At 64.1% G+C, this 12,148-nt stretch carries 8 protein-coding genes; 5 read left to right on the forward strand and 3 right to left on the reverse strand.

The features are described from left to right. Window positions 1-151: 151 nt before the first annotated feature. Window positions 152-1,072, forward strand: a complete 921-nt coding sequence (locus tag PG892_RS14880) for a DMT family transporter (protein ID WP_039039040.1) — start codon at window positions 152-154, stop codon at window positions 1,070-1,072. 50 nt (window positions 1,073-1,122) lie between these two features. On the opposite strand, the gene PG892_RS14885 is transcribed toward PG892_RS14880, so the two are convergent. After that, window positions 1,123-2,739 (reverse strand): peptide ABC transporter substrate-binding protein, encoded by a 1,617-nt coding sequence (locus PG892_RS14885; RefSeq protein WP_045524768.1) that lies wholly within the window; start codon window positions 2,737-2,739, stop codon window positions 1,123-1,125. 373 nt (window positions 2,740-3,112) lie between these two features. Between PG892_RS14885 and fbp the strand changes: the two genes are divergently transcribed. After that, complete coding sequence (fbp, locus tag PG892_RS14890) at window positions 3,113-4,147, forward strand: class 1 fructose-bisphosphatase (RefSeq protein WP_270825544.1); 1,035 nt, start codon at window positions 3,113-3,115, stop codon at window positions 4,145-4,147. 508 nt (window positions 4,148-4,655) lie between these two features. On the opposite strand, the gene mfd is transcribed toward fbp, so the two are convergent. Further along, complete coding sequence (mfd, locus tag PG892_RS14895; RefSeq protein ID WP_270825545.1) at window positions 4,656-8,120, reverse strand: transcription-repair coupling factor; 3,465 nt, start codon at window positions 8,118-8,120, stop codon at window positions 4,656-4,658. A gap of 42 nt (window positions 8,121-8,162) precedes the next feature. Then, window positions 8,163-8,738: a PilZ domain-containing protein gene (locus PG892_RS14900; RefSeq protein WP_042863798.1), complete on the reverse strand. Its 576-nt coding sequence runs from the start codon at window positions 8,736-8,738 to the stop codon at window positions 8,163-8,165. Between the two features lie 76 nt (window positions 8,739-8,814). Here PG892_RS14900 and PG892_RS14905 point away from each other — a divergent pair, with 76 nt between their 5' ends. The 3 genes from PG892_RS14905 to lolE are packed head-to-tail and all read left to right on the forward strand — an operon-like array spanning window position 8,815 to window position 12,030. After that, window positions 8,815-10,050, forward strand: a complete 1,236-nt coding sequence (locus PG892_RS14905; RefSeq protein WP_270825546.1) for a lipoprotein-releasing ABC transporter permease subunit — start codon at window positions 8,815-8,817, stop codon at window positions 10,048-10,050. 40 nt (window positions 10,051-10,090) lie between these two features. Then, window positions 10,091-10,789 (forward strand): lipoprotein-releasing ABC transporter ATP-binding protein LolD, encoded by a 699-nt coding sequence (lolD, locus tag PG892_RS14910; RefSeq protein WP_010674567.1) that lies wholly within the window; start codon window positions 10,091-10,093, stop codon window positions 10,787-10,789. Beyond that, window positions 10,789-12,030, forward strand: a complete 1,242-nt coding sequence (lolE, locus tag PG892_RS14915) for a lipoprotein-releasing ABC transporter permease subunit LolE (protein WP_039039045.1) — start codon at window positions 10,789-10,791, stop codon at window positions 12,028-12,030. The genes lolD and lolE overlap by 1 nt, the downstream gene beginning before the upstream one ends. Window positions 12,031-12,148 lie beyond the last annotated feature (118 nt).

A 12,148-nucleotide genomic window follows, 5' to 3' on the forward strand; every position in this document is an offset into this window, starting at 1 on the left:
CGCCCCTGTGCGGGCATGATTGTTGATGGCGCCTGGGCGCGGCGCCAACCGTTCGCGTCATGGCGCTTCTTCCTGCGTTGGCAGGCTTGCTTATCCTGATTGCCTCTCTATACTCGCGCGCAATACCCGCCTTTTTATTCTGGATATCGCAATGCCCCTTGCCTTCCTGTTTCCCTTCTCCTGCATGGCCATCTGGGCCGGCAATGGCATCGTCAGCAAGCTGGCGGTCGGGGTGTTGTCTCCTGCGGCGCTCGCCTGGTCGCGCTGGATGGTGGCGGCCCTGGTGCTGACCCCGTTTCTGGCTCACCGGGCCTGGCGCGAGCGCCGCAAGCTGCGGGCCGGTTTCTCGAAGCTGGCGGTGCTGGCCCTGCTCGGGATGGTCTTGAACCAGACCTTTGGCTATTACGCGGCCCAGACCCTAGGGGCCACCGAGATTGGCCTGATGATGGGACTGACCCCCTTGATGACGGTGCTGCTCAGCATCTGGTTGCTGCGCGAGCGGCCCACCTGGGGGGCGCTGCTGGGAGGCGCCATCTCCATTCTGGGGCTGGCGATTTTGTTGGGGCAGGGGGATCCGGCCCGGCTGCTGACCCAGGGCATCCATATCGGTTCCGTCTACATGCTGCTCTCGGCGGCCACCTATGCGCTCTACAGCGTGCTGCTCAAGCGCTGGGATCTGGGGCTGGACAACTGGTCCATGCTCTACGGTCAGGTGCTGTGCAGCCTCCTGTTCCTCACCCCCTTCTATCTGCTGGTGGACGGGCACTGGCCCGATGGCAGCGCCCTCTGGCTCATCCTCTATGCGGGGATCCCGACCTCGGCCCTCTCGCCCTGGCTCTGGATGCAGGGCATTGCCCTGCTCGGGGCGAGCCGCACCGCCATCTTCATGAACCTGTTGCCGGTGATGACGGCCGCCCTTGCCATCAGCTGGCTCGGGGAGCGGCTCACCAGCTATCACCTCATCGGTGGCGGCATGACCCTGATGGGGGTGCTGCTGGCGCAGTTGCTGGTGAGGCCCGTGACGGTGCGAAGACGCGCCCGGCTCGCGGTGGCGGGCTGTCAGGAAAAGTAGGATAAAAAAAGACCGCCCTCGAGGCGGTCTTTTTGGTTCGGTGCCCAGCGTCACTGCGCCGTCAGATAGAGATCCTTGGCATAGACCAGGTCTTGCGGGTTCTGGTAGGGGTAGCCCTTGACGTTGGGTTTGAGCAGCCGTGATTTCACGTAGAAGTAGACAGGAGCGATGGGGGCCTCCTCGTCGATCAGCACCTCGGCCTGCTGATAGAGGCGGTTGCGCTCGGCGGGGTCCTTGGCGTCATGGGCCTTGGCCAGGAGGGCGTCGTACTCCTTGTTGAACCACTTGCCGCTGTTGGCGCTGCTGCTGGAGGTCATGATGTCGAGGAAGGTGGAGGCATCGTTGTAGTCTCCGTTCCAGGAGTAGCGGCTCACCCCGAAGTCACCCTCGTTCAGGGCCGACACCATGGTCTTCCACTCCATGTTGTTGAGCTCCGCCTTGACCCCCAGGTTGTGCTTCCACATGGAGGAGATGGCGAGCGCTATCTTCTTGTGCCCCTCGTTGGTGTTGTAGAGGATGTCCACCGTCAGCGGCTTGTCAGGGCCGTAACCCGCCTCGCCAAGCAGCGCCTTGGCCTGCTTGATGCGCTCTTCCTTGCTCATCAGCTCGCTGGCGGGGCGTTTGAGCTCGAAGCCGTCCACGCTCGGCGGGGTCAGGCTGAAGGCGGAGAGCTGCCCCTGTCCCAGGATCTTCTCCGTGATGGTGTCCCGGTCGATGGCAAGAGAGAGTGCCTTGCGCACCCTGACGTCGTCAAAGGGTTTGCGCTGGGTGTTGAACACGTAGTAGTAGGTGGCGAGCATGGGGGCGCTCACCAGCTCCTCCGGGCTCTGGCGCTTGATCTGCTGATACTGCTCCAGGGGATAGGTGGTGTAGTGCAGCTCGCTCGCACGATAGCGGTTGTAGGCCGCGGTATCGGAGACGATCTCCAGATAGATCACCTTGTTCAGCACGGTGTGCTCGTTGTCCCAGTAGTGGGGGTTGCGCTCGGCGATGAGGCGCTCGTTCGGGGTCCACTCCTTGAGGGCGAAGGCGCCGTTGGAGACGATGTTGGCCGGTTTGACCCACTCATGACCGAACTTCTCGATGGTGGCCTTGGGCGCCGGGAAGGTGGTGTAGTGGGAGAGGGTCTTGAGGAAGAAGGGGACCGGGTTTTTCAGGGTGATCTGCAGGGTGTAGTCATCGAGCGCCTTGATCCCCAGGGCATCCGGGCTCTGCTTGCCCTGCACCACGTCGCTGGCATTGGCGACGCCGGTCAGCTCGATGAACCAGGCGTAGTTGGAGGCGTTCTTGGGGTCCGCCGCCCGCTGCCAGCCATAGACGTAGTCCGCCGCCGTCACCGGCTCGCCGTTGGACCATTTGGCATCGGGTCTGAGCTTGAAGGTGTAGACGGTGCCCGTGGCATCGAGCTCGTAGCCAAGGGCGCCCGCCGCCTGCAGCTTGCCGTTGCCATCCAGGGTATAGAGCCCCTCGAACAGATCGTTGACGACGTCGCTGCCCGCGCTCTCTTCCACCATCTGGGGATCGATGGAGGCAGGCTCGGTGCCGATGTTGCGCACGAACACTTGCTGGGTGGCTGGCAGAAGCTGGGTGCCTTCAGGCACCTGGGCGGCGAGGACGGGGAGGGTGAGCAGAGCGGCAACCGCCCCAGCGATAAGCGACTTTTTCATTGAATATCCTTATGTTTTTTTGCTTCCAAAGCGCAGCCAGTGTGCGGGATTGGGGGGCAGATCTCAAGAGGGGAGCCTCTGGCGCAACATTGCCGGGCGCCAGGGGGAGCAAGGCGGGCAGCCGCGTCGGCCCGGATGCATTCTTGTCACGAATTAACCCCCCCAAAGATGCCGGATGACACCCTTGTTTCGCGCCGAAAGCCCGTGGTGGCGCGGTTTTCTGGCGATTTAAAGAACGGCTTAATTCGCTGCAAAAACAAAAAACAGGCGTTACATTGGGTTACAAAACAACGCTGCCGGGGATCGGCACTTTTTTTGCCGACACTTGCAAACGTTTTCAACGGCCAACGGAAACGATCTTAAAGGAACAAGAATGCGAAACATGATCACCATGGGCGAGTTCATCGTCAAAAAGCAGGCGGACTACCCGACCGCGACCGGCGAGCTGACCTCCTTGCTCAGCTCCATCCGCCTGGCCGCCAAGGTGGTGAACCGGGAGATCAACAAGGCGGGTCTGGCGGACATCATCGGCTCCATCGGCGCCGAAAACGTGCAGGGCGAGGTGCAGCAGAAGCTGGACGTCTATGCCAACGAGCGCTTCAAGGCGGCGCTGGAGGCCCGTGGCGAGGTGTGCGGCATGGCCTCTGAGGAGGAGGAGGACTTCGTCTCCTTCGATTCCGAGCTCTCTCGTCACTCCAAGTACGTGGTGCTGATAGACCCCCTCGACGGCTCCTCCAACATCGACGTCAACGTCTCGGTCGGGACCATCTTCTCCATCTACCGCCGGGTCAGCAAACCGGGCGCCGGGGTCACTCTGGAGGACTTCCTGCAGCCGGGTCACCGTCAGGTCGCGGCGGGCTACGTGGTCTACGGCTCCTCCACCATGCTGGTCTACACCACCGGCTTTGGGGTCAACGGCTTCACCTATGACCCCTCCATCGGCTGCTTCTGCCTCTCCCACGAGAACATCCGCATTCCGGAGGAGGGCAAGATCTACTCCATCAACGAGGGCAACTACATCAAGTTCCCGGACGGGGTGAAGAAGTACCTGAAATACTGCCAGGAGCGTGACGAGGCGACTCACAGGCCCTATACCTCCCGCTACATCGGTTCCCTGGTGTCGGATTTCCACCGCAACCTGCTCAAGGGGGGCATCTACATCTACCCGTCCGGCACCAACTCTCCGAACGGCAAGCTGCGCCTGCTCTATGAGTGCAACCCCATGGCCTTCCTGATGGAGCAGGCCGGTGGCAAGGCATCCGATGGCTTTGGCCGCATCATGGACATCCAGCCTACCGCTCTGCACCAGCGCACTCCCTACTTCGTCGGGTCCACCAGGATGGTGGAGCGGGCCGAGGCCTTCATGCGGGAGTTCTCCGCCCACGAGGATCCGGCCAACCAGGGCTGAGCCCGGGCCAGCGTCCCTTCGTCATGGGAGCCGTCAAGGCTCCCGTTTTTATTGGCGTGCAGGCGGGTGTAGCCAGGTTGATATGCTGACGGGCTGACGGGCTGACGGGCTGACGGGCTGACGGACTGACGCGGCGCCTCGGTTGTCGCGGTGCAATGGCTGGTGGCCCCCTGGCCGGGATGCCTGGCCGGGATATCTGGTCTGGATACGTGGGCGGGATAAATACGGCACGGGCCATCTGCGGGGCTATCGAGGCGCGTTGAACCCGTTTTTTGCCCACGTTCATCCCCACATCCATCTTTTTTTCAGATGGGTTATGACTCAATGTATCGTATCAACAGATGGATTCGGCGGCAAAATGGTGCTGCCAGGAGGGCGAACCGAGGCGCCGGGGGTAAGAAGGGGGGCCGGGGGCGAGATGCCGCCCCTTGCCAGCAACGAAACGGGAGCCCTGGGGCTCCCGTTGTTGTAGGCGGCAGGTCGCGCCCTGCTGACGTCATGCTTTCCCTCAGGGGGTGGCATGGCGGGCGAGATCCGCCAGCAGGCCGTCCACCAGTTTGAGGCGCATGGCCCTGTCCTGGGTCGGCACCTGGAAGCGCAGCCGGGTCGGTCCGTCCATCTTGTAGATGCGCGGCTGCTCGGAGAGCAGCTTGACCAGATAGGCCGGGTTGACCTTGGTTTCCTGGGTAAAGTCCAGATAGCCGCCGCGCTCGCTCATCTCCACCCGGCGAATGCCCAGCGCCGTGGCGCGCTGGCGGAAGGCGGCCAGCTCCATCAGCGTCTTGGTCGGCTCCGGCAAGAGGCCGAAGCGATCGATGAGCTCCACTTTGAGCTCCCGCAGCTCCTGCTCGTCCGCCGCACTGGCGATCCGCTTGTACATGGAGAGCCGCATGTTGACGTCCGGGATGTAGTCGTCCGGGAGCAAGGCGGGCAGACGCAGCTCCACCTCGGTGTGCTGGCTCATGAGCTGCTCCAGCGACGGCTCCTTGCCATGTTTGAGCGCCTCCACCGCCTGCTCCAGCATCTCCATATAGAGGGTGAAGCCCACCGATTCGATCTGGCCGCTCTGATCGTCGCCCAGCAGCTCGCCCGCGCCCCGGATCTCCAGATCGTGGGTGGCGAGCGCAAAGCCGGCGCCGAGATCTTCGAGGGACGCGATGGCCTCCAGCCGCTTGGCCGCATCCTTGGTCATCAGCTTGGGATGGGGGGTGAGCAGGTAGGCATAGGCCTGGTGGTGGGAGCGCCCGACCCGGCCCCGCAGCTGGTGCAGCTGGGCGAGACCAAGATGATCCGCCCGGTCCATGATGATGGTGTTGGCGCTCGGCACGTCGATGCCGGTTTCGATGATGGTGGTGCACACCAGCAGGTTGAAGCGCTGGTGGTAGAAGTCCGACATCACCCGCTCGAGCTCCCGTTCGCGCATCTGGCCGTGGGCGATGCCGATGCGCGCCTCCGGCACCAGCTCGGCAAGATCGGCGGCGCACTTCTCGATGCTCTCCACGTCGTTGTGCAGGTAGTAGACCTGGCCGCCACGCTTCAATTCCCGCAGTACCGCCTCGCGCACCACCGCAGGTTCGTGCTGGCGCACGAAGGTCTTGATGGCGAGCCGCTTGGCGGGCGGGGTGGCGATGATGGAGAGATCCCGCATGCCGGACATGGCCATGTTGAGGGTGCGGGGAATGGGGGTCGCGGTGAGGGTGAGGATATCCACGTCGGCGCGCAGCGCCTTGATCTTCTCCTTCTGGCGCACCCCGAAGCGGTGCTCCTCGTCGACGATGAGCAGGCCCAGATCCTTGAAGGTGAGCTCGGCGCCGAGCAGCTTGTGGGTGCCGATGATGATGTCCACCTTGCCCTCGGCCATCTCCTTCATCACGACGCTCTGCTCCTTGGCGGAGCGGAAGCGGCTCAGTACCTCCACCCGCACCGGCCAGTTGGCGAAGCGGTCGCGGAAGTTGTCGTAGTGCTGCTGGGCGAGCAGGGTGGTGGGCACCAGCACGGCCACCTGCTTGCCGCCGTGCACGGCCACAAAGGCCGCCCGCATCGCCACTTCTGTCTTGCCAAAGCCCACGTCGCCGCACACCAGGCGGTCCATGCTCTTGGCCTGACACATGTCGCCGAGCACGGCGTTGATGGCATTGAGCTGATCCTCGGTCTCCTCGAACGGGAAGCTCGCGGCAAACTGGCGGTAGGCCTCCCGGTCGTGTTTGAAGGCAAAGCCGTGACGGGCTGCCCGCATGGCATAGACATCCAGCAGCTCGGCCGCCACGTCCCGCACCTTCTCCGCCGCCTTGCGCCGCGCCTTGACCCAGGCCTCGCCGCCGAGCTTGTGGCTGGGCGGGTTGTCGGAGCCGGTGTAGCGGCTGATCAGGTGCAAACTGGTAACCGGCACGAACAGCTTGTCGCCGCCGGCGTATTCCAGGGTCAGAAACTCGGTGGGCAGGCCGCCTGCGTCTATGGTCTCGAGCCCGAGATAGCGACCGACCCCGTGATCCAGGTGCACCACCGGCTGGCCCTGGGTCAGCTCGCCCAGGTTTCGGATCACCGCATCCGAGCTCAGGTTCTTGTTCTTGTCCCGCTTGCGCTTGCTGCGGATCTTGCCGCCGAGCAGCTCGGCTTCGGTGATGAGGGCAAGGGGCGTCTGGCCAGGCTCTTGCAGCAGGAAGCCCCGCTCCAGGGGACAGACCAGCAGCCCGTGGCGCGTATCGCTCACCAGGAAGGCGTCGAGGGAAGCAAACTCCCGGGGTTGCAGGTTGATCCGTGCGAGCAGATCCCCGAGCCCCTCGCGCCGCCCCTCGGACTCCACCGCAAACAGGGTGCGCCCGGCAAAGCCTTGCAGGAAGCCGTCAAGGGCCAGCAGGGGTTGCTCCTTGCTGTGGTCGAGCTGCAGATCCGGCAGGGGGGCGAGGGGCAGATCGTGCTGACCCGCTCCGCCGTCAACGGTCGCCTCCTGCAGGCGCACGGCGCCATAGTCCCCGAGGGCGGCGAAGAGCTGCTCCACCGGCAGATAGATCTGCTGGGGCGGCAGCAGGGGACGGGTGTTGTCCCAGCGCCTGTGTTCATAGCGCTGGCCGATGTCGTTCCAGAAGCGCTGGGCTGCGGGGTAGATCTCCCCCACGGTGAGCAGCAGGGTGTTGCCTGGCAGGTAGTCAAACAGGCTGGCGGTCTGGTTGAAGAAGAGCGGCAGGTAATATTCGATGCCGGCGGGCCAGCGCCCCTTGCTCACCTCCTGATAGACGGAGCCCTCGGCCCGGGAGATCTCGAACTGTTCGCGATACTGGCCACGAAACAGCTCGATGGCCCCCTCGTCGGTGGGAAATTCCCGGGCGGGCAGGAGGCTCACCGACTTCACCGGCTCGCTGGAGCGCTGGGTCTCGGGGTCGAACGGGCGGATGGAGTCCACCTCGTCGTCGAAAAAATCAATGCGATAGGGGCGGCTGCTCCCCATGGGGAAGAGATCCAGCAGGGAGCCGCGGGCGGCGAATTCGCCGTGCTCCAGCACCTGTTCCACCGCCACGTAGCCCGCCTCCGCCAGACGCCCGCGCAGCTGCTGCAGGTTGAGGCGCTGGCCGCTTGTGACCATCAGGCTGTATTTGTCGATATAAGCCTGGGGCGCCGTGCGCAGCATCAGGGTGGAGATGGGCACGATGAGCACGCCGTGGCGCATCTGCGGCAACTGGTAGAGGGTCTCGAGGCGCTGGGAGATGATGTCCTGGTGGGGAGAGAAGCTGTCGTAGGGCAGGGTCTCCCAGTCCGGGAACAGCAGCACCGGGCAATCCTGATCCGCCAGCAGGAACCCCAGTTCCTGTTCAAGGCGCAGGGCGCTCGGGGTATCGGCGGTGACCAGCAGGACGGGTCTTCGGGCTTCCCGGGTGAGGCGGGCGGCAACCAGAGCCAGGCTGCTGCCGACCAGCTGGCCGAACGTTGTCTTCTGGCCCGCTTTGGCGGGCAAGGCGGGGAGGGTCATTGGCATCATCGGAGTCTTTTACTGTTGGCGTTCTTTTGACATGGACCTGGGTTAGCGCTGACGTTCCTGGGCACGCAGCTTGAGCTGTTTCGACTGCACATGCAGGCTGGCGCGCACCAGCAGCTCCCGGTCATCCTCGCGGATGCGCACGTAGTCGAGCACCACGTGGGTGCCATGCTCTCCGGCGTCCCGCTGCACGACCTCGCCGTAGCAGTAGACGGCGGAGGCCTCTTCCCGCAGGAAGATCTTGAGCCGCACTATCTGGTGCAGGGCGGGGGCCTCCCCGTGCCCCTGGTGGGGGTGCAGGTAGGTGAGCTGCCCGGCGCCAAAGCGCAGGGTGTGGAAGCGGTGCTCGGGGTGATCCTGGGCCGCCAGCACATAGCCCATGATCATGTCGATCTTGCGGGACTGCTGGTTGATGATCTCCACCAGATCGTGCATGGACTCGTTCTGGCTGCGCAGCAACCGGCTGCTCACCAGATCGATGGAGGTGATGGCGGAGGCGATGCGAAACGGCTCGGGCAACTCGGCCTCCAGGGCCTCCAGCGTCGGCAGACGAAAGTCGGCCGGCATGGGGATCACATTGACCGGCGTGGCATGGGTGACGCTGAAGAACTGTTCCTGCATGGAGGCTATCCCTTGTTGTCATAGACGGTTTCCCTTTATTATCCGGTATCTTATTTCGTTGGCAACGTAGATATCCTTGAAGACCGGACTTTTTCAGCCACTGTCGCTGGCCATCGGCCTGCGTTATGCAGGCTCGCGACGCAGTAACCGCTTCGTCTCCTTTATCTCCCTGTTCTCCACCTTTGGCATCGCCATCGGGGTCGCCGCCCTGATGGTGGTGATCTCGGTGATGAACGGGTTCGAAGGCCAGCTCAAGGGGCGCATCCTCGGTGTGATCCCCCATGTGGTGGTGACCAATCAGGCCGGACGCATCGAGGCCGAGCCCGAAGGTCTGCCCGACCTGGCCCGCTTGCCCCACGTGGTGGCCACGGCCCCCATGCTCGACAGCGAAGGCATGCTGCAAAGCCCGGGTCAGCTCACCGGCGTGAGCGTGCAGGGGATCGATCCCGTCCGCTGGCCCAAGGATGACATCCTGCACGCCCAGATGCTGGGAGGGCGCCTTGACAGCCTGCAGGCCGGTGAATACCACATCGTGCTGGGGCAGGGGGTGGCCAGCCGACTCAAGGTCTCCATCGGCGACCAGGTGCGTCTCATCCTGACCGAAGGTACCCGCTTTACCCCCTTTGGCCGGGTGCCGGCCCAGCGTCTTTTCACCGTCTCCGGCATTTTCGGGGTCGGCGCCGACGTGGACAGCCAGGTGGCCCTGATTGCCCTGGGGGATACCCAGCGCATGCTGCGCCTGCCCGCAGACAAGGTGGGCGGCATCCGCCTCTGGCTGGACGATCCCTTCGCCGCCGACGAGGTGGTGAAGACCGCGTTGCCGGACGGGCTGGAGTGGCAGGACTGGCGCCGCGAGCGCGGCGAGCTGTTCCAGGCGGTGGCCATGGAAAAACGGATGATGGGGCTGATGCTGGTGCTGATCATCGCGGTCGCCACCTTCAACATCCTCTCCGCCCTGGTGATGGTGGTCACCGACAAGGAAGGGGAGGTGGCCATCCTGCGTACCATGGGCATGAGCGAATCCGGCATCGTCAAGATCTTCATGGTGCTGGGGGCGTCGAGCGGCGTAATCGGCGCCCTGTTCGGGGGGCTGGCGGGGCTGGCGCTCTGCTTTGGCCTCAATCCTCTGCTCAATGCCCTTGGGCTCAACCTCTATATGGCGGCAGGGGGCAGCGGTCTGCCGGTCATCGTCGAGCCGGCCCAGGTCATGACCATTTTGCTGGGCGCCGTGCTGCTCAGCTTCAGTGCCACCCTTTACCCGGCCTCCCGCGCGGCCCGGGTCAAACCGGCGGAGGCGCTGCGTTATGAATAATTCATCTTCTGTTGTTACAGGTGCAAGTGGAGCCCCCGTTATGAATCAATCCGTCTCCTGCGAGCCGCTGCTGCGCTGTCAGGCCCTCAATCATGTCTACAAAGAGGGCAATCTGGAGACCCAGGTACTCAAGGGGATCGAGCTGGACGTCGCCCCCGGGGAGATGCTGGCGGTGGTGGGGAGCTCGGGCTCCGGCAAGACCACCCTGCTGCACCTGATGGGGGCGCTGGACAACCCTTCCAGCGGCGCCGTGCTGTTCAAGGGGCAGGACATCCATGGCTGGGACAGCCGCACCCAGGCGAGGTTTCGCAACCAGGAGCTGGGTTTCGTTTACCAGTTCCACCACCTGCTCTCGGAATTCAGCGCGCTGGAAAATGCGGCCATGCCGCTGCTGATCGCCGGTGAGTCGGTGGCCAGCGCCACCGAGAAGGCGAGCAAGATGCTGGGGCGGGTGGGGCTCTCCCACCGTCTCAACCACAGACCGTCCGAGCTCTCCGGTGGTGAGCGCCAGCGGGTGGCCATCGCCCGTGCCCTGGTCAATGAACCCAGCCTGGTGCTGGCGGACGAGCCCACCGGCAACCTGGATCATGCCAGCGCCACCGCCGTCTATGAGCTCTTGTGCGAGCTCAACCGCGAGCTTGGCACCGCGTTCGTGGTGGTGACCCATGACTTGAGCCTGGCCGCCAAGCTCCACCGCCGGGTCACCCTGGTGAGCGGCATCATGGCGGAGGTCGCCTGATGTTCAAGCCGCTGCCCCTGTTCCTGGGCCTGCGTTACAGCCGCTCCCGCCGCCGCAACGGCTTCATCGCCTTCATTTCGGCCTCCTCCCTCATCGGGATCGCCCTCGGGGTGATGGCCCTCATTCTTGGCCTCTCCGCCATGAACGGGTTCGAGCGGGAGCTCAAGAACCGGGTGCTCTCCGTGGTCCCTCACGGCGAGCTCATCGGCATGGAAGCGCCGCTGCCTGACTGGCCGCGGCTCAGGGACTACCTGCTGGCCCAGCCCGGGGTGGAGGCGGCTGCGCCCGTCATTCGCCTGGACGGCCTGCTGGAGCACGGCTCCGCCCTCAAGGGGGTCCAGCTGCGTGCGGTGCTGCCGGAGCTGGAAGCCAATCTCTCCGATGCGGGCAACTTCATGACGGGTCGGGGCCTTCGCGAGCTGCAGGCGGGTGAACACGGAGTCATCCTCGGCAAGATCATCGCCGACAAGCTGGGGGTCAAGACAGGGGACACCGTCACCCTGCTGCTGCCCCAGGCGGGTGATGCCGCCGGCATCAAGAACCCGAAACGGGAGGCGCTCACCGTGGTAGGGCTGCTCGAGATCGGTGGCCAGCTCGACGGCCTGCTCGGCTTCATGCACCTGGCGGACGCCCAGGCCATCACCGGCATGGGCAGCGCGGTGGAGGGGTTCAGCCTCAAGGTGAGCGACGTGCTCAAGGCCCAGTCCATTACGGTGGCGGCGGCCCAGAAATTTCCGCACTACGTCTATATCAGTAGCTGGATGAGCCGTCAGGGTTATCTCTATCAGGACATCCAGATGGTGCGCACCGTGATGTACGTGGTGATGCTGATGGTGGTGGCGGTGGCCTGCTTCAACATCGTCTCCACCCTGGTGATGGCGGTGAATGAGAAGCGCAGCGAGATTGCCATCTTGAAGACCATGGGGGCGAGCCCGGGCCAGATCCGGCTTACCTTCGTCATCCAGGGGATGGTGAACGGGGTGGCGGGAGCCTTGCTAGGCGCCCTGCTGGGCGGCCTGCTCTCCAGCAAGCTGACCCAGATCCTGAGCGCCATCGAAGGAGTGATCGGGCACCGTTTCCTCAATCCGGACATCTACTTCATCGACTTCCTGCCGACCGAGCTGCACATGCAGGACTTGCTCATCGTGACCGGCGCCGCCATCCTGATGAGCCTGGTGGCGACCCTCTATCCCGCCTGGCGGGCGAGCGGCCTGGTGCCGTCCCGGGAGCTGGGGCATTGATACCCATGGATGTGATAACGGGCCCTGCGGGGCCCTTTTTATTGGTTCATCGCGGCTTTCCGGGGAAGGCCGCCTTGATTTTCAGAAAAAAGTATTCTGAGTCCCTAAATCCATATGC

This window comes from Aeromonas sp. QDB68 (assembly GCF_027707405.1).
GTDB lineage: Bacteria > Pseudomonadota > Gammaproteobacteria > Enterobacterales > Aeromonadaceae > Aeromonas > Aeromonas caviae.

Bases quoted from the DNA above. Each gene is read 5' to 3' on its own strand.
- PG892_RS14880 (WP_039039040.1), top strand. From the start codon at position 152: ATGCCCCTTGCCTTCCTGTTTCCCTTCTCCTGCATGGCCATCTGGGCC.
- PG892_RS14885 (WP_045524768.1), bottom strand. From the start codon at position 2,739: ATGAAAAAGTCGCTTATCGCTGGGGCGGTTGCCGCTCTGCTCACCCTC.
- fbp (WP_270825544.1), top strand. From the start codon at position 3,113: ATGCGAAACATGATCACCATGGGCGAGTTCATCGTCAAAAAGCAGGCG.
- mfd (WP_270825545.1), bottom strand. From the start codon at position 8,120: ATGATGCCAATGACCCTCCCCGCCTTGCCCGCCAAAGCGGGCCAGAAG.
- PG892_RS14900 (WP_042863798.1), bottom strand. From the start codon at position 8,738: ATGCAGGAACAGTTCTTCAGCGTCACCCATGCCACGCCGGTCAATGTG.
- lolD (WP_010674567.1), top strand. From the start codon at position 10,091: ATGAATCAATCCGTCTCCTGCGAGCCGCTGCTGCGCTGTCAGGCCCTC.
- lolE (WP_039039045.1), top strand. From the start codon at position 10,789: ATGTTCAAGCCGCTGCCCCTGTTCCTGGGCCTGCGTTACAGCCGCTCC.